The sequence below is a fragment of the Halobacillus sp. SY10 genome (assembly GCF_045401165.1).
In the GTDB taxonomy this organism is placed as follows: domain Bacteria; phylum Bacillota; class Bacilli; order Bacillales; family Halobacillaceae; genus Halobacillus; species Halobacillus aidingensis.
This window is the reverse complement of sequence record NZ_CP174345.1, coordinates 3,172,488-3,188,308: the sequence shown is the minus strand read 5'-3', so window position 1 is coordinate 3,188,308 and position 15,821 is coordinate 3,172,488. Positions and strand designations below refer to the sequence as shown.

18 protein-coding genes and 1 riboswitch are annotated in these 15,821 nt (G+C 43.0%); of the genes, 10 read left to right on the top strand and 8 right to left on the bottom strand.

Annotated features, from left to right (window positions below; genetic code table 11):
- The first annotated feature begins 129 nt into the window (after positions 1-129).
- Positions 130-510, top strand: coding sequence for a S1 domain-containing post-transcriptional regulator GSP13 (gene yugI / locus ACJA3J_RS16335; protein ID WP_089654128.1), 381 nt, complete (start codon positions 130-132; stop codon positions 508-510).
- Positions 511-575: 65 nt separating this feature from the next.
- Here the strand turns inward: yugI and ACJA3J_RS16330 are convergent, their stop codons facing one another.
- On the bottom strand, positions 576-815 hold the full coding sequence (locus ACJA3J_RS16330) for a DUF378 domain-containing protein (RefSeq protein WP_089654127.1): 240 nt from the start codon (positions 813-815) through the stop codon (positions 576-578).
- Between the two features lie 139 nt (positions 816-954).
- On the opposite strand from ACJA3J_RS16330, the gene ACJA3J_RS16325 reads away from it, so the two are divergent.
- The 3 genes from ACJA3J_RS16325 (at position 955) to ACJA3J_RS16315 (ending at position 4,669) form a co-directional block, all read left to right on the top strand.
- Positions 955-2,121 carry an iron-containing alcohol dehydrogenase gene (locus ACJA3J_RS16325; RefSeq protein WP_406944618.1) on the top strand — a complete coding sequence of 389 codons (1,167 nt, stop codon included), beginning with the start codon at positions 955-957 and terminating at the stop codon, positions 2,119-2,121.
- Between the two features lie 698 nt (positions 2,122-2,819).
- A complete protein-coding gene (locus ACJA3J_RS16320) occupies positions 2,820-4,169 on the top strand; it encodes a glucose-6-phosphate isomerase (RefSeq protein WP_089654125.1) in 1,350 nt (449 codons plus the stop codon).
- Positions 4,170-4,252: 83 nt separating this feature from the next.
- Positions 4,253-4,669, top strand: coding sequence for a YugN-like family protein (locus ACJA3J_RS16315; RefSeq protein WP_181898550.1), 417 nt, complete (start codon positions 4,253-4,255; stop codon positions 4,667-4,669).
- On the opposite strand, the gene ACJA3J_RS16310 is transcribed toward ACJA3J_RS16315, so the two are convergent.
- Complete coding sequence (locus ACJA3J_RS16310; protein WP_115824823.1) at positions 4,652-5,650, bottom strand: TrkA family potassium uptake protein; 999 nt, start codon at positions 5,648-5,650, stop codon at positions 4,652-4,654. The genes ACJA3J_RS16315 and ACJA3J_RS16310 overlap by 18 nt on opposite strands.
- Positions 5,651-5,749: 99 nt before the next feature.
- Positions 5,750-6,301 carry a thioredoxin family protein gene (locus ACJA3J_RS16305; protein WP_406944617.1) on the bottom strand — a complete coding sequence of 184 codons (552 nt, stop codon included), beginning with the start codon at positions 6,299-6,301 and terminating at the stop codon, positions 5,750-5,752.
- 119 nt (positions 6,302-6,420) lie between these two features.
- Here ACJA3J_RS16305 and ACJA3J_RS16300 point away from each other — a divergent pair, with 119 nt between their 5' ends.
- On the top strand, positions 6,421-7,479 hold the full coding sequence (locus ACJA3J_RS16300; RefSeq protein ID WP_406944616.1) for a M20/M25/M40 family metallo-hydrolase: 1,059 nt from the start codon (positions 6,421-6,423) through the stop codon (positions 7,477-7,479).
- 99 nt (positions 7,480-7,578) lie between these two features.
- Positions 7,579-7,791 carry a hypothetical protein gene (locus ACJA3J_RS16295; RefSeq protein WP_089654121.1) on the top strand — a complete coding sequence of 71 codons (213 nt, stop codon included), beginning with the start codon at positions 7,579-7,581 and terminating at the stop codon, positions 7,789-7,791.
- Between the two features lie 143 nt (positions 7,792-7,934).
- Here ACJA3J_RS16295 and ACJA3J_RS16290 read toward each other — a convergent pair whose 3' ends face one another.
- The gene (locus tag ACJA3J_RS16290) at positions 7,935-8,111 is read right to left on the bottom strand and encodes a hypothetical protein (protein ID WP_406944615.1); all 177 of its coding nucleotides are present in this window, start codon (positions 8,109-8,111) and stop codon (positions 7,935-7,937) included.
- Between the two features lie 158 nt (positions 8,112-8,269).
- Here ACJA3J_RS16290 and ACJA3J_RS16285 point away from each other — a divergent pair, with 158 nt between their 5' ends.
- Entirely contained in the window at positions 8,270-8,548 is a 279-nt protein-coding gene (locus ACJA3J_RS16285; protein WP_115824805.1) for a hypothetical protein, read from the top strand.
- A gap of 110 nt (positions 8,549-8,658) precedes the next feature.
- On the opposite strand, the gene ACJA3J_RS16280 is transcribed toward ACJA3J_RS16285, so the two are convergent.
- The gene (locus ACJA3J_RS16280; protein ID WP_115893557.1) at positions 8,659-8,871 is read right to left on the bottom strand and encodes a DUF2164 family protein; all 213 of its coding nucleotides are present in this window, start codon (positions 8,869-8,871) and stop codon (positions 8,659-8,661) included.
- 209 nt (positions 8,872-9,080) lie between these two features.
- Positions 9,081-9,227: riboswitch (FMN riboswitch) on the top strand.
- 153 nt (positions 9,228-9,380) lie between these two features.
- On the opposite strand from ACJA3J_RS16280, the gene ACJA3J_RS16275 reads away from it, so the two are divergent.
- Positions 9,381-9,974, top strand: coding sequence for an ECF transporter S component (locus tag ACJA3J_RS16275; RefSeq protein WP_406946310.1), 594 nt, complete (start codon positions 9,381-9,383; stop codon positions 9,972-9,974).
- A 38-nt stretch (positions 9,975-10,012) separates the two neighbouring features.
- On the opposite strand, the gene ACJA3J_RS16270 is transcribed toward ACJA3J_RS16275, so the two are convergent.
- The 3 genes from ACJA3J_RS16270 to ACJA3J_RS16260 form a co-directional block, all read right to left on the bottom strand.
- The gene (locus ACJA3J_RS16270) at positions 10,013-10,387 is read right to left on the bottom strand and encodes a hypothetical protein (RefSeq protein ID WP_406944614.1); all 375 of its coding nucleotides are present in this window, start codon (positions 10,385-10,387) and stop codon (positions 10,013-10,015) included.
- Positions 10,388-10,421: 34 nt separating this feature from the next.
- Positions 10,422-10,817, bottom strand: coding sequence for a hotdog fold thioesterase (locus ACJA3J_RS16265; protein ID WP_089654115.1), 396 nt, complete (start codon positions 10,815-10,817; stop codon positions 10,422-10,424).
- Between the two features lie 702 nt (positions 10,818-11,519).
- Positions 11,520-12,464, bottom strand: a complete 945-nt coding sequence (locus ACJA3J_RS16260) for a 1,4-dihydroxy-2-naphthoate polyprenyltransferase (RefSeq protein WP_089654882.1) — start codon at positions 12,462-12,464, stop codon at positions 11,520-11,522.
- Between the two features lie 227 nt (positions 12,465-12,691).
- Here ACJA3J_RS16260 and ACJA3J_RS16255 point away from each other — a divergent pair, with 227 nt between their 5' ends.
- Complete coding sequence (locus ACJA3J_RS16255) at positions 12,692-14,095, top strand: isochorismate synthase MenF (protein ID WP_089654881.1); 1,404 nt, start codon at positions 12,692-12,694, stop codon at positions 14,093-14,095.
- Complete coding sequence (gene menD / locus ACJA3J_RS16250) at positions 14,083-15,819, top strand: 2-succinyl-5-enolpyruvyl-6-hydroxy-3-cyclohexene-1-carboxylic-acid synthase (RefSeq protein ID WP_406944613.1); 1,737 nt, start codon at positions 14,083-14,085, stop codon at positions 15,817-15,819. Before ACJA3J_RS16255 ends, menD begins: the two co-directional genes overlap by 13 nt.
- Positions 15,820-15,821: the final 2 nt, after the last annotated feature.

The window sequence follows — 15,821 nt, the reverse complement described above, 5'->3', positions numbered from 1 at the left end:
CTTTATCGGGGGAGAAATTTCAAACGTTTAGAGAAGTTTAAGATTACTTTGCTAAATGGTCTCTTTTATGGTAAAATCATTTATTGCGTGAAAAGAAGCGAATAATAATTAAATCAGGAGTTGTATAGCATGTCAGATAAGTTTCAAGAAGGTCAAGTTTTAGAAGGTAAAGTTACAGGAATTCAGCCATACGGTGCGTTCGTTGCTCTAGATGAGCAAGTTCAAGGACTTGTACACATTTCAGAAGTAACTCACGGCTACGTTAAGGATATCAACGAGCATCTTTCCGAAGGTGACGAGGTACAAGTTAAAATTTTGAACATCGATGAAAAGAGCAATAAATATTCTCTTTCTATCCGTGCGACGCAAGAAGCTCCAAAAGCAACACGTCGTCCTCGTAAGCAAGCAGCACCTAAGCAAGAAGAATCAACAGCTGGTTTCAACACGCTGAAAGACAAGCTGGAAGATTGGATCAAACAATCCGACGACCGCGAGAAATTCCGTAAATAAGAAAGATTTGAAAAGGACCTGTTCCATGGAACAGGTCCTTTTTTATGTTGATTCATCTTTTAAGTTTATTCCGCCGGATCAGGTGCCGCGGATTCCTCATGTTCGGCAACCGGTGAAAAATAAAGAGATATGACGATAAGTCCGCTAATACCGACAAGTGTATAGATTACCCGTGACAGCCATGCTCCTTGTTCACCACCGCCGAAAAGTCCAGCGACAAGATCGTATTGAAATAAACCAATCAACCCCCAGTTGATTGCTCCAACAATGACTAGAAGAAGTGCCACACGATTTAACCAATTCATCTAAAACACCTCCTTTTTGTTATACTTTATTAGCTTAAACACAGAAAAAAATATTATACGAATTGCATATCTTTTGAGAATACCTTGGAATTCGGGGATAATATCATCGTACGCTCAGTTTAGAAAGGGGAATTTCATTATGGATGCTTTTACGTTTCATAATCCAACGAAATTAATTTTCGGTAAAGACCAAATTAGTCAATTACCTTCCCAGTTACCGGACGGCACTAAAAAAGTGCTTATTGTATATGGTGGAGGAAGTATAAAGAAAAACGGTGTCTATGACCAAGTGATGAGTCAGTTGAACGAAGCGGGTGTGGAAGTCCAGGAACTATCTGGTGTAGAACCCAACCCTAAACTGACCACTGTGGAAAAAGGGGTGCAGATCTGTAAAGAAGAAAACATCGATTTCCTTCTTGCTGTAGGTGGAGGAAGTGTCATTGATTGTACCAAAACGATTGCAGCTGGAGCGAATTACGACGGAGCTCCATGGGATCTTGTTACAAGAAAAGCGAAGCCTGAATCAGCTCTTCCATTCGGAACCGTACTGACCTTAGCAGCTACAGGGTCCGAAATGAATGCAGGTGCTGTCATAACGAATTGGGAAACGAATGAAAAGTACGGATGGGGTGCAGCTCCTCTAACGAATCCGGCTTTCTCTATTCTTGATCCTGCCTACACGGTAAGTGTTCCGAAAGACCAAACGATCTATGGAATTGTTGATATGATGACACACTTGTTTGAGCAGTACTTCCATAACCCAACACAGTCTCCTGTGCAAGATGAGATGGTGGAAGGTGTACTGAGAGCAGTTATTGATACAGCACCTAAGCTTCTTGAAGACCTGGAATCACTCGAACATAGAGAAGCGATTCTATATGCGGGTACAGTTGCGCTGAATGGTATGCTTCAAATGGGTTACCGCGGCGATTGGGCCAGCCACAATATCGAACATGCAGTATCTGCTGTCTATGACATCCCACACGCGGGTGGACTAGCAATTCTATTCCCAAACTGGATGAAACACAACTTGGAAGTCAACGAACAACGATTTGCTCGTTTGGCTACAAAAGTGTTCGGTGTCAATCCAGAAGGAAAAGGGGATAAAGAAGTTGCCGAAGAGGGCATCAAGGCTCTACGTTCCTTCTGGAGTTCAATCGGAGCTCCTGAAACATTAGCTGATTACAATATTGGCGACGACAAATTCGATGTGATCGTCGACCGTGCAATGAAACGAGGACCATTCGGAAACTTCAATCAATTGCATGAAGAAGACGTTCAAAAAATCTTGGAGATGTCTAAATAAAATATGTAAAAAATCGGAGGGTGTGCCCTCCGATTTTTTACGTTTATTCAGCTGATTTGCGGGATTGCGGAAGGCTCGATTTCGAGATGTTTCGGGATTCGCTTGCCGCGTTGATCGTCAGGGGTGGCTGGGAAGCAACTCGCTTTCCTATGGGGGAGTGCCGAGCTTCCTCGGGCGGGCTGACGCACTAAAGGGATCTCGCCTATCTCCTTCTCCCACGGGATTCTCGCAGCTTCCCACCACCCATTCGATGAATATGAGATACGAACCCCTTTACTGTGGGAGGGTACCCTCTACTATCCTGGTGTTTTAAGCATGAAGCGCTCTATACCACATGCAGAATAGCGCCCTTGGGAGTTTATTCCCCTCCAATTACAATGAGTAAAAGCAGCTTATTCGGGGTGTGGTATCGAGATACTTATATAGCAAAGGGGCTGCGGGGAATGGCGCTCCCGCGGAAAGCGAGCTATTCCCCGCAGCCCCATCCACTCAACAAAAGTCTCGAATGAGTCTTCAACTAAAAGGAGCGTTTGTTGAGTTGGTTGGTTAATATTGGGTAAGTGTTACTCCATAATTTTTACAGATGTATGAAAGTTTCGCATGTATCCGTTTACAATTTCGCGTTTGCTTGATTTGAAGGTAAGGTTTCGATAAAGTGAAATTGGTCAAGCAAAAAATGACGATTTGGAGGGTCATCAATGACACATGTTCGTTTTGATTACGAAAAAGCTTTGCCTTTCTTTGGTGAACATGAACTAGAATACATGCAAGGAGCGGTTTCCCTTGCGCACAAATCCCTGCACGAAAAAACAGGAGCAGGAAATGACTTTTTAGGATGGTTGGATTTACCTGAGGATTACGATAAAGAGGAATTCGCACGTATTAAAAAATCCGCTGAAAAGATCAAATCAGACTCTGATGTTTTGCTGGTCATCGGAATCGGTGGATCATACTTAGGGGCACGTGCTGCGCTTGAAATGTTGAATCACAGTTTTTACAATGAGTTGTCTTCTGAAGACCGAAGCACTCCACAAGTGTTCTTCATTGGTAACAGCATCAGTGCGCCATACATGAATGAACTTTTTGATGTACTTAAAGACAAAGATGTTTCCATCAATGTCATCTCTAAGAGTGGAACGACGACAGAACCGGCCATTGCTTTCCGTATCTTCCGTAAGTTCCTTGAAGAGAAGTATGGCGTAGAAGAAGCGCGTAAACGAATCTATGCAACAACTGACAAAGAAAAAGGGGCCCTTAAGACACTGGCTGGTGAACAAGGCTACGAATCCTTTGTCGTACCGGATGATGTCGGTGGGCGTTATTCTGTTTTGACGGCAGTTGGTCTTCTTCCAATTGCCGCAAGCGGAATCGACATTGATGAAATGATGAAAGGTGCTCAGGCTGCTCAAAGTGAGTTGAGCACAGATAAGCTTTCCGAAAACCCTGCGTATCAGTATGCTGCCGTTAGGAATGTCCTTTATAACAAAGGGAAAACGATTGAAATGCTTGTGAACTATGAGCCATCCCTTCAATATTTCTCTGAGTGGTGGAAGCAATTGTTTGGTGAGAGCGAAGGAAAAGACCAAAAAGGAATTTTCCCTGCTTCTGCAAACTTCTCCACTGATCTGCACTCTCTTGGACAATATGTACAGGAAGGGCGTCGTGATTTGTTTGAAACGGTTTTAAATGTAGAAACACCATCTTCAGACATTACGATCGAGGAAGACAGCCAGAACTTGGACGGTCTTAATTACCTCGCGGGAGCTACAGTGGACGAGGTAAATGAAAAAGCCTACCTTGGAACAATGCTTGCACACACAGACGGAGATGTGCCGAACTTAATCTTGCACCTGCCGAAACGCGATGCTTATACGTTCGGATATCTCGTGTACTTCTTTGAAAAAGCATGTGCCATCAGTGGTTATCTATTGGGTGTGAATCCTTTCGACCAGCCAGGTGTAGAGGCATATAAAGTCAACATGTTTGCACTACTTGGTAAGCCAGGATTCGAAAAAGAAAAAGAAGAACTTGAAAAACGCTTGAAATAAGAAGAAAAGCTCAGGTCCTCCAGAAAATGGATGACCTGAGCTTTTTTTGTTTGGGCATAGTAAGGAATAAAGGAGTGATGACAGTGATTCCATTATCTTCACCAATTACAGGGCAAGTCTACACGTATAACGATGTGGAGAGTGAACTGAAGGCTCTCGGCTTTAAACTTTCCGACAACTGGGATTATGAGCATGGATATTTTGATTACAAAATAGACGATCATGTAGGTTACCAATTCATTCGTCTTCCGTTCGTCGTAACCTCAGGCTCTTTAGATGCACCTGGCGATTATGCCATGATTGAAATGAAAGAACCGTTCCTGCTCTCTCATAAATATAATCCAGGTCTTGATGATAACGTGAAAGAAGGGAACTTTCGTGCGATTTTCGATCAGTTCCAGGAGCCGGTGGATAAAGACGCATCTTTTCCTGAAGAACACATCAATAAGGGAAGAGAGTTGCTTGCCCAAGTTGAACAGGTCTTACTTTCGAAGGGGTGAAAAAACAACAAGTACATCCCCTTCTTCCAATACAATATCAGGGTGAAGGTCGAAGGAGAGATCTTCGCCTTTTTTTATGCCGATAATTTGATAATGTTCTTTCAGGAAGTGTTCAAAAGCTTTGAGCATAGGTTTTCCAATGAGTTCACCACTAATTGTTTCTTCATGAAATTGTCGTTCGGTCAACAAGTCAAGAAGAAGTTCAAATGGTTTAACCGGATCGTTGCGATAGAGTTCTTGATAAAAGAGGCTGCTCATAAAGTCATTAGAACGAATGATGGTATTGGCTCCTGCACGTTCTGCATTGATTTTTTGTTTTTCGGTTAGTACTTCAGCGATGATGAACAATCCTGGATGGTGCCCTTTCAGCGAGACAATCTGGTGAATAACCGTCTGATCGGACTGTTCTTCTTCCATGGATGGATCAGCGGTTATGATCGCCATTCTTGCTTCACTTACATTGGCATGTTCAAGTGTTTCTTCGTTCGTGGCACTTCCGTTAATGAAGTGCACACTGGATAAACGTTGATAAAATTGGTTCATTGTCCGGTCGATCAGAACGATTCTTTCTTGAAGGTTCTGTTCTTCCAACATGTCCAGTAAGTGACGGGTCCGTTCATTCCATCCCACAAGAATCAAGTGGTCGCTCCCTTTGTAGGGGACCTTTCCTTCTGATAAGTCTGTTTCATGTTTGACGGTAGAGGCCGAAAGTGTCGCCATATAGAAGGTCACGAGTCCTCCCCCTGATAGAATGAGAAGAATCGCGATGATTTTCCCTGTTGCACTTAAAGGGACATAATCACCATAACCAACGGTGGCGCCTGTCACAAATGCCCACCAGAGACCATCAAAGAAAGTGGGGAAGTTCTCAGGCTCTATGATATGGATGATCAACCCAAATAATGACATGGTAAACAATACTGTAGTCAATAACCGCAAAAACAGCGGCATTTGGAAGTATAGGCGGATTAAGGATTGCATGCCATACGCCCCTTTTTTATCCTCAGTATGGCTGTTCCGGTCTTTCTTCAAACATAAAAGGACTTCCTTAATAATAAGGAAATCCTTTTGGAAGCAGGGTCATGATATTTTTTCTTTCAAATCTTTATAGACACAAGACCAGAAGTCTCGATTATCACGATAGGCCTTTGTAATGAATGTAAGCATTTCCTTTCGTTTTTCGTTAAAATCATCAGCATTTTGATCAGGAAGATTTGCTAATGAATCATCAATAAATGCTTGGATTTCGGGAGCACGTGGTCCCCAAGTTCCCACCTCATTTCCTTTGGTGTCGAAAAAAATGATTTTAGGGATGGATCTTGACCGTCCGTTTGTCAAATATTGATCCATCAATTCTAAATTTTCATCACGCATAAGGAAGTGGACGGGGATATGTGCATGCTCTGCAACTTTTAAGAAAATCGGCAAGTTCAGCATCGCATCTCCACACCAGTCCTCTGTAAGAACAATGGCACGTAATTTCTTATTTTGTACTTTTTCGAATATGGGCTGATCTTCAACGGGGACCGGGAAGTTTTCATATATATAAATGAAGTCTTTCTGGTGTGTTTGCATGTGATCGACGTAGGTCTGTGCTGTCATTCCTCTGTTAAACCAGTTTTCTAAGTTCATTCCAATTCCTCCTCTAAAAACTCCGTACAGAATCATGTTCCCTCATTAGGATCAGAATAAGCGTCTAATTATAATGGTATTCCCCTTTTTTGGTATGATAAAAGAAAAGGGGGATGATTATGGAAAAAGAACGATTGAATTTTTTAATGGAATTGCTTAATACACCTTCTCCATCCAGCATGGAAATGGAGATACAAAAGAGATGGATCAAAGAGATGCGTCCATTTGCTGACGAAATCAAAACCGATCATGCTGGGAATGCTATCGCTGTATTGAATCCTGAAGCGGAATTCAAAATCCTGTTAGCCGGGCACTGTGATGAAATTGCGCTCGTCATCAACCGTATAGATGATCAAGGTTATCTTCATTTTGACAAAATGGGAGGCATCAACCCGAAAGCAGCTGTAGGAATGAAGGTTACTATCCTTGGCTATGAAAAAGAATTGACAGGGGTCATTGGAGTAAACGCTCAACATCATGGTGGGTTGAAAGGTGATTTTGGCTTAGACGATCTTTTTATTGACTGTGGAGCCAAATCGAAAGAAGAGATGGAGCAATTTGTTCAAATTGGTGATCTTGCTGTCTATAAAAGGGAACCGGAGCTGTTGATGGATCGATACATAGCCGGACGCGGTCTGGATAACCGCACAGGACAATTTATCGTAGGGGAAGTATTGAGAATGCTTTCTAAAGAAGATATTAAAGTAGGGGTCTATGCGGCAAGCACCGTCAATGAGGAGACCAACATGGGAGGAGCTTATTTCGCTGCGGCCGGCATTGAACCAACAATGGCGATTGCATGTGATGTAACGTTTGCTACCGATTATCCAGGCGTCAACAAGAATAAACATGGCGACGTACGCTTAGACGGGGGACCTGTACTTGCAAAAGGAGCCCCGATCAACAGGAAGATTAACAACCTTCTTGAAAGCACAGCCAAATCTCTTGAAATGGACGTGCAGTATGAGCTAACGCCTAGAATGACTGGGACGGATGCTGATAAGATGAGACTTACCGGCAAAGGCGTTCCGGTTAGTCTTGTTTCACTGCCACTCCGTTATATGCATTCTCCTGTAGAAACTGTAAGCGTTAAGGACATCGAAGAAGAGATCTCCTTATTGGTTGAAATGATTAAGAATATGACAGGAAATGAAAGTTTGGATCCGCTAGAAGATTAATCTGTTCAGCACCGAGGGGTCTCTCTCGGTGTTTTGTTTATTTAAAGCATAATTGGAAAGAATAGCAGATATAATCTTCTATATTAAGGAGTGATCTGCATGGATCGGGAAGCACTGCATCAACAAATTATGACGTTGAAAGGGAAGATCTGCGCCGGGCAACTACAGTTGCATGGATATGATGAATACCTTCTCATGCAACTCGATAAGGTGAAAGATAGTGAAGATGGTCTCGTCGATGTATCCACTGTTTCTTCAACTCTCCGTCTCTTTATAGATGCTACAGAAAAAATGCAGTCTCCATCGGCATAAAAAAAGTCGCTAGAATGCGCCTTTTTTTATTTTCATTCTCATCACTCCTCGCCACTATCCGGCGAAGGAAGGTGTGAGGTTGAAATTGAACGGAAGACAATAATAAAAAGTGGAAGCCAACGAAGTATGGCTTCCACTTTTTGTTATTGATTATTTTTTGGGAGAGCGTTTTGTAAATTTTGAGCCACTTCGCTATTTTGGACATTTTGGCCAACTTGCTGCATTCCACCATTGCGATTCATTCTATTTATCCCATACATTGCTGCGGCACCTATGGCCCCAGCTGTTCCTAGTGCTAACCATGAATTTCTTCTACCCATATTTTAATCATTCCTTTTGAAGTAATGGTTTGAAAGGAGTTACATGACTATTCTGCCTCGAATGATGGATATTATAATGGTTTTTTTAGTCCGTTTATGTGTATGGATTTTCTGTGCATGCAAATAGTAAAAGGTAAACATATCAAGGAGGTGAGGAGATGAAAAGGCAATTAACAATTGTAATGGTGGTGCTGCTCACTTCCATTTTATCTGCGTGTGCTGGCGTAAATCAAAATGAGCCGGAAGATGTCAACTATCAACCCACACGTTATGATCAAGACAATCAAAGAAATCGTATGGATCGTGATGAAGATATGAGGCGTGACTTGGATGAACCGATCATAGATAGGGATGAACAAGAGCCAGATCTTGGAGAAGAACCTTCCGAAGATAACCGGGAAGTTGAAGAACAAATGAACATGAACCAGAGGGAATAGTTCTGCCTTTGAAATGATCGTCAATAAAAGTCGTTACCTTTTTCATTTAATAAAAGTTGCACTAGTTGGGTCTATTTGGAAAATGTTTTTAAAGCATTTTCCTTTTTTTGTTAACGATGCAGGGGGCGTTCAAGGGTACTAACTTCTTCTTCGATCGAAGAATATTGGGTTTGTAGAACGGTGATCGCGTCGTTTACAGCATAATTATAAAAGTGAGAGGCTAGTGAGTTTTGGAAGAATGCCAAGAGGTTTTCAGCCGCGAACTCCGATATTTCTTCATCTCTTTCGTTTAAGAAGAAGGAATGGATGTCTTCAATCATCATTGGATTGCAGTCTTTTATTAATAAAAAAATTATGTATAAGCCGCTTTTGCACAGTTGGAGATCAATTTAAGACAAAGCCATAAGAGGATTCAGTATAAATTCGTGAATATCAACATAATCCTTAAAGAATAGAAAACAACCAGTCACAAAACATTAAGCTTGCGATCTCACAGCGTTTTGTATAAAATAAATTTACAATAACATATCGATTCCATCTTCGGGGCAGGGTGCAATTCCCGACCGACGGTAAGAAGAACGTGGATTCTTCAAGTCCGTGACCCGTATGGTTTGACCATGCGGTGGACCTGGTGAAAGTCCGGGACCGACAGTTAAAGTCTGGATGGGAGAAGATGTCGAACGGATGTGGTAGATTTAACACTACCTCTATTTCCTATGGACACGACTACCCTTAGCCCTAAATGCTACAGGGTTATTTTTATGTGTTTTTATAGGCCGTTTACCTTCATCTGGGATGTGAATCGATGAAAAGATGAAGGAGGAGATCGATGATGGACTCTTATACAGGGCATTCATCAAAACTGCAAAAATTAGTCATTCTAGCGTTACTTGGTACGATATCTATGGTGTTAATGTTCTTGAAATTTCCGCTTCCTTTTTTACCCCCTTATTTAAAAGTGGATGTTAGTGACATTCCTGCTCTTCTAGCTGCGATTTTATTTTCACCACTCGCAGGTATTGTGGTAGAAGGTTTGAAAAATGGTTTATATATGATTTTTACAGGAGTTTCTGATCCCATAGGGGTCGTTGCGAATTTCTTTGCCGGCGTCCTTTTCATTGTTCCGGTTGCCATTATCTATCGTAAAGGCAAGACGATGAAATCACTCGTTTTAGGTTTGGTTTTTGGTTCCGTCTTTATGGCAGTGACGATGAGTGTGCTCAATTATTTCCTTATCCTCCCTGCGTACAGCTGGTTTATGGGTTGGGAGACAATGAGTACAGATGTGAAATGGATGACGATCGTAGCGGGGATTCTTCCTTTTAATGTGATTAAAGGAGCCATTGCTGGATCATTATTTATTATGTTATTCGTGAAAATGAAGGACTGGATTGAACAAAAAAGTGTACGCCAGTCAGCCGCATAAAGAAAGCGAGGGGCCCATGCCCCTCGCTTTTCATTTGCTTAGTTTTTTTCGTTTTCAATTTCTTCCACGTTATAACGTGCTGTAGGCATGGCTTCCAAACGCTCGACTGGTATGGGGTCACCTGACTTCTCACTCAGACCATAACGTCCCTCTTCCATACGCTTTAGAGCATCTTCTACTTCCATTAATTTTTCTCGCGCCTGTTCATAAAACGTTTGTTCTTTCGCTCTCTCAAATTGATCTGTTCCCTGGTCGCCAGGATGATCAGCAACGCTCGATATTTCACCGGTTCGGTCGTTTTCGTAATCTTCTTTAGCTTGATCTTCTTTGTATTCTTTCATTTGCGCTTCCGCTTCTTCTTTCATTTCTAAAAGGCGGTCCTTGAATTTCTGTTTTTGTTTATCATTCAACATGTTAAAAGTGACTCCTTTCGACTATACAGATCGGTTATTTTTTTAATGGAACGACTCCTACGGTGCATCGGGATAAACACACCAATTCATCAGCTTCATTAACAATTTGTATTTCCCATACCATCGTATTTTTTCCGATATGGGCCGGGGTTGCTGTTCCTTTTACATATCCATCACGAGCACTTTTTATATGATTGGCATTGATTTCTACACCGAAAACTTGTTGTTTAGCAGGGTCAATGTTTAAAAATGCTCCGATGCTCGCAGCGCTCTCGGCTAATGCCACACTTGCTCCACCATGGAGGAACCCCATGGGCTGATGAGTACGGTGATCGACAGGCATGCGAATTTCTACCTTTGTCGGATCTGCCGTCAGAACTTCCATTCCTAGTGCTTCCATCAATGTATTCTTCATCATAGTTTTGTTCATTTTTATCCCGTCCTTTTTTTATTATTCCCATTGTAAAAATGGTCAAACCTTCATGTTACGAACTAAAATCATAAATGACTTATTCAACTATCTGGCAGGATTGTAGAAGACTCAATTTAGAGATGTTTCCGGGGTTCGTTGCTAAGTTGAGCGTCAGGGATGGCTGGGAAGCAACTCGCTTTCCTGTGGGAGAGCGCCTAGCTTCCTCGGACTATGTCCTGCGGGATCTCGCCTATCTCCTTCTCCCACGGGAGTCTCGCAGCTTCCCAACCATCCCATTTGATGTATGCGTGAAACGAACCCCTTTGCCGAGGATGAGTGTCTTTCACAATTCCTGGTCTATAGTATTAAAGCGCTCTATAGCAGGCTTTCCATGTAGAATATACATTCTAGGATTTAAAAGCTAATATGGAAAGCATCGTTATTTATTGAAGTGGTTTCGAGATACTTATATGGCAAAGGGGCGGAGGGGAATGGCGAGACTCCTGTGGGAAAAAGTGCTTGGTGAGACCCCACAGGACGCAGTCCGAGGAGGCTCACCGCGCTCCCGCGGAAAGCGAGCTATTCCCCGAAGCTCCATGCACTCACCAAAAGTCTCGAAACTGAGTCTTCCACAATTGGGAGCTTTAGTGATAATAAAAAAGGATGGTGGGTACCATCCTTTTTTTGTTTCTCTTGATGTGTTTTTTCTGGTTCTCTCATTTAAGAAAGAGGGAAGTTAAGGTGTAATAGTAAGGATAGTCCTAGAAGAAAACCGTAAATGGTGTTCGTCTGGGCCGTCGCTTTCATGGCAGGCATCATTTCCAGTGGCTGCGTTTTTCCTATAAATCCCTGAATGGCTTTCGTTGCTTTTATTACACTAAAGAAGGTAATTAATGACCATAAAGGTAGTGTGCCTAAAATGATCAATACGCCTGTCCATATAAAAGCCGTTGCAAAAAGTGAACTTATGAAAACAATAGATCCTTTGTGGCCGAAAAGTATAGCCAACGTTTTTCTTCCGTTTTCGGCATCCCCGACGCGGTCTCTTATATTGTTGGCTAACAAAATGGTACCGACGAAGATGGCCACAGGAACGGAAACGATAATCACTTCAGCGGTAATAGTCAGGGTTTGTATGAAATAACTGATCCCGATAATGATGGTCCCCATGAAAAAACCTGCAGTTATTTCACCGAATGGTGTATAGGCGATCGGTAATGGGCCGCCTGTGTAAAGATAGCCGAACAGCATGGAAACCAAACCGATGACAGCAATCCACCAACTTGAAGATGCGCAAATATAAACGCCAAGTAATCCTGCAAGTATAAAGAAACTATAGGCTAACGAAAGTACGGTCTTCGGATTGATTCCGTCACGGACAATGGTTCCCCCAATCCCGACTGAATTTTCGTTATCCAGGCCTCGCTTGTAATCATAATACTCATTAAACATATTGGTAGCTGCTTGAATGAGGATAGAGGCGAGCAACATGGCTGCAAATAACCAGAAGTTGATTGTTTGTTCCATAGCAGCAAGCATTGTCCCGACAAAAACAGGGACAAAGGCAGCCGTCAGTGTGTGTGGGCGAAGCAAACGCCACCATACTTGGAAACCTTCGCGTTCATTCAAGGAAGCTTTTATGTTTTGGTTTTGAACAGAGCTCATTGGTGTTCTCTCCCTTGTCATTATACTCTTGTTATGATAACAGTTTAATTTTAGGGAAACCCTCCCGGAGTGTCAATGAATGTAAGAAAATGTTGGTTTTAAAGCAAGATTCCTTGAGTCAAGAGAAAAAAGAGAATAAAATAGAGAGTGATGCATACACACAAAAGCATCAATCGCTGTGTGTGGAGAGAGTAGATAACGTCCCTTAAAGAATGGGAGGAATATATATGCTTCATACGAAGGCCCCTCATATAGAAGAAATGGTCGGGGAAGCTCTTCAGAAAGCACATCATCTTGGGGAACCTCTTTTTATTAGTATAGTTGAACATATAGATGATCAAAACCCCTTTCAATTTTTTGAAACGGGTCAGCATATTGATCAGCACCGCTCGTTTTGGCAGAGTGCTGAAAATGATTTGACCATGGTCGGAATAGGGAAGGCCAGTCAATTGTATGCAAAAAGTAAACAACGTTTTCGTGAAGTCCAATCCCTATGGAAGCATCTGCAGGAAAATGCGATGCTGCATGACGATTACAATAAAAAAGGAACAGGAATGGTGGCTCTTGGCGGCTTCAGTTTCGATCCTGAACAAAAAGAGGATACACCATGGGAATCTTTTCCTGACAGTAAAATGACGATTCCTGCTTTTCTGTTAACGAAAGTGGATGGGGAAACATATTTAACCATCAATGCATTGATTTTTCCGGAAGATCATCAGCAGCAGATCGCTCATCAAATACAAGATCACCGGGACCTTCTTCTTAACGAAGGAGAGGTGTCCGGTTCGCTGCCTGTCATTGATCAGACCTTTGAGGTTGCTCCTGAGGCTTGGAAAGAATCGGTGAAGAAAGCGACGGATGATATTACAGCAGGGTTGATGGAGAAAGTCGTCCTTGCAAGAGAACTCCGCGTCACGTTCAAAGAGGATGTGCAGATCGCGGCTGTTTTAAAAGCTCTGGCTGATACTCAGCCAAACAGCTATATTTTCTGTTATGAAAGTGAAGGGGATCACTTTATTGGTGCGACTCCAGAGAGACTTGCAAAAGTGGAAGACCGTGAACTTGTGTCTACGTGTCTTGCAGGAACAATCCCTCGTGGTAGGACCGAGCAGGAAGATCTCAAGCTGGGGGAAGAATTGCTTGGAGACCCTAAAAATCTTCAAGAGCATCAATTTGTAGTGGAAATGATTAAAGAAGCGGTAGAAGCATGCAGCAGTCAAGTAGAAGTACCGAATGGACCTGTCCTTTATCCGCTCCGGAACCTGCAGCATTTGTACACACCAGTGAGAGCCGTATTGGATCAAGGCTACACATTGCTTGACGTGATTGAAAAGCTGCATCCGACTCCGGCTCTCGGCGGGATGCCGCAGCGAGTTTCAGTCGAGTACATTCGTACACATGAAACGTTGAATAGAGGCTGGTATGCTGGGCCAATCGGTTGGTTTGATGCCCAGGATAACGGTGAGTTTGCAGTAGCGATCCGTTCCGCTCTCATTCAGCAAAAGGAAGCTTCTTTGTTTGCTGGGTGTGGAGTAGTCGAAGATTCCGATCCTGAAGCGGAATATGCAGAAACGGCGGTCAAACTAAAACCGATGATGAATGTATTGGGAGGATCAGAATGGGACATGTAGAAGCATTAACGAAATATGTGACTCATTTTGTAGACCAACTCGTGTTCTCGGGTGTCGAACATGTCGTCATATCACCAGGTTCGAGGTCTACGCCCCTCGCCATGACTTTTGCTGAGCATTCCGGGGTGAATCACTGGGTTCACCTTGATGAACGCTCAGCTGCTTTTTTTGCTTTGGGGATAGCTAAGCAAGAACAAAAGCCAGTAGCACTCGTTTGTACGTCTGGAACGGCAGCTGCGAACTATTATCCTGCAATTGTCGAGGCTTTCTACAGTAGAGTACCTCTCGTAGTGTTGACCGCTGACAGGCCGCATGAGTTGAGAGAAGTCGGTGCGCCTCAAGCCATTAATCAAATCCAAATGTATGGTAGTTATGTTAAATGGTATCAGGATCTAGCGTTGCCAGAAGAAAACAACTTTCATTATGCGAGGCAACAGGCGGCAAGAGCGATGGAAGAGGCAATTTCCGGGCAGGGTCCTGTACATCTGAATATTCCATTTCGCGAACCGTTAATTCCAGACTTCCAGTTGGAAGAGGCATGGCGTGGAAGCGTCCAGCCAATTCCAAGAGCTCAGAGAGGAAGTTTAGCGATGCCGGACGATCAGGTAAAGTCATTATTTGAACAGCTGGCTCAAGGAGAGAATGGATTACTGGTTGTAGGTCCACAAACGGATTCACGCTTAGCTGAGGCAGTTACACACCTCGCCTCTCGTCTCGGAGTTCCTGTATTTGCTGATCCTTTATCCCAGCTTCGTACAGGAAGCCATGATAAGAGGAATATCATTGAAAATTACGATGCTCTGCTTAAGTCACAAACAATTAAGGGTCAAATCGTGCCTGATTACATCGTACGGTTCGGAGCGATGCCTGTATCCAAAGCGTACTTGAAATGGATCCAGGAATACAAAGAACAGATCAATCATTATGTTGTGGATGATCAGCAGGAATTTCGTGAGCCGGCAGGCATCGGGGCGACATTCATTTGGAGTGAGCCTGTCCAATTGTGTGAGAGCCTGTCCGATTTTATGCCTGATGGGAACGTAGAAACCTCATGGCTTTCCACGTGGCAGCAGATGAATGTTTTAGCGAAAAATGAAATGCTATTTGAACCTGGGTATTCGCTCAATGAAGGGCATGCGGTCGCTTATTTGGCAGACACGATGCCGGATGATTCCAACTTCTTTGTGGGCAACAGTATGCCGATCAGGGATGTCGATAGTTTCTTCATGGCTTCACCAAAAAATGTCCAGCTAATGGCGAATCGAGGAGCAAATGGCATCGATGGCGTGATCAGTACAGCGATTGGAACAGCTGCTACAGGCAAACATACAACGCTATTGTTAGGAGATATCTCCTTCTATCATGACTTGAATGGGCTTTGGATGGCAAAGAATAAGAAGATTCCATTGACCATCGTTGTAATTAATAATGATGGAGGAGGCATATTTTCCTATCTGCCTCAATCCAAACATCCTGATCACTTTGAAGAGCTCTTTGGTACTCCTTTAGGTCTAGATCTAGGTCCTGTCATCGGGATGTATGGAGGCACACACAGAAAAGTGACGACTTGGGAATCTTACAAACGGGCCTTAGTAGAAAGTTATGAAAGTCCAGGGCTAAACGTCGTCGAAGTGGTGACGAACCGTGACGATCATGTAGCCTTTCATAGAGAGCGTTGGGCGAATGTGGAAAAAGCGGTTTTGGAATGGAGCGGGAGTTTATGAGG

What these genes read in the sequence shown, in the direction of transcription:
- ACJA3J_RS16320 (WP_089654125.1), top strand. Translation starts at nt 2,820, where the DNA reads ATGACACATGTTCGTTTTGATTACGAAAAAGCTTTGCCTTTCTTTGGT.
- menD (WP_406944613.1), top strand. Translation starts at nt 14,083, where the DNA reads ATGGGACATGTAGAAGCATTAACGAAATATGTGACTCATTTTGTAGAC.
- ACJA3J_RS16330 (WP_089654127.1), bottom strand. Translation starts at nt 815, where the DNA reads ATGAATTGGTTAAATCGTGTGGCACTTCTTCTAGTCATTGTTGGAGCA.
- ACJA3J_RS16310 (WP_115824823.1), bottom strand. Translation starts at nt 5,650, where the DNA reads ATGCAATCCTTAATCCGCCTATACTTCCAAATGCCGCTGTTTTTGCGG.
- ACJA3J_RS16275 (WP_406946310.1), top strand. Translation starts at nt 9,381, where the DNA reads ATGGACTCTTATACAGGGCATTCATCAAAACTGCAAAAATTAGTCATT.
- ACJA3J_RS16280 (WP_115893557.1), bottom strand. Translation starts at nt 8,871, where the DNA reads ATGATGATTGAAGACATCCATTCCTTCTTCTTAAACGAAAGAGATGAA.
- yugI (WP_089654128.1), top strand. Translation starts at nt 130, where the DNA reads ATGTCAGATAAGTTTCAAGAAGGTCAAGTTTTAGAAGGTAAAGTTACA.
- ACJA3J_RS16290 (WP_406944615.1), bottom strand. Translation starts at nt 8,111, where the DNA reads ATGGGTAGAAGAAATTCATGGTTAGCACTAGGAACAGCTGGGGCCATA.
- ACJA3J_RS16265 (WP_089654115.1), bottom strand. Translation starts at nt 10,817, where the DNA reads ATGAACAAAACTATGATGAAGAATACATTGATGGAAGCACTAGGAATG.
- ACJA3J_RS16255 (WP_089654881.1), top strand. Translation starts at nt 12,692, where the DNA reads ATGCTTCATACGAAGGCCCCTCATATAGAAGAAATGGTCGGGGAAGCT.
- ACJA3J_RS16260 (WP_089654882.1), bottom strand. Translation starts at nt 12,464, where the DNA reads ATGAGCTCTGTTCAAAACCAAAACATAAAAGCTTCCTTGAATGAACGC.
- ACJA3J_RS16270 (WP_406944614.1), bottom strand. Translation starts at nt 10,387, where the DNA reads ATGTTGAATGATAAACAAAAACAGAAATTCAAGGACCGCCTTTTAGAA.
- ACJA3J_RS16305 (WP_406944617.1), bottom strand. Translation starts at nt 6,301, where the DNA reads ATGAACTTAGAAAACTGGTTTAACAGAGGAATGACAGCACAGACCTAC.
- ACJA3J_RS16285 (WP_115824805.1), top strand. Translation starts at nt 8,270, where the DNA reads ATGAAAAGGCAATTAACAATTGTAATGGTGGTGCTGCTCACTTCCATT.
- ACJA3J_RS16325 (WP_406944618.1), top strand. Translation starts at nt 955, where the DNA reads ATGGATGCTTTTACGTTTCATAATCCAACGAAATTAATTTTCGGTAAA.
- ACJA3J_RS16300 (WP_406944616.1), top strand. Translation starts at nt 6,421, where the DNA reads ATGGAAAAAGAACGATTGAATTTTTTAATGGAATTGCTTAATACACCT.
- ACJA3J_RS16295 (WP_089654121.1), top strand. Translation starts at nt 7,579, where the DNA reads ATGGATCGGGAAGCACTGCATCAACAAATTATGACGTTGAAAGGGAAG.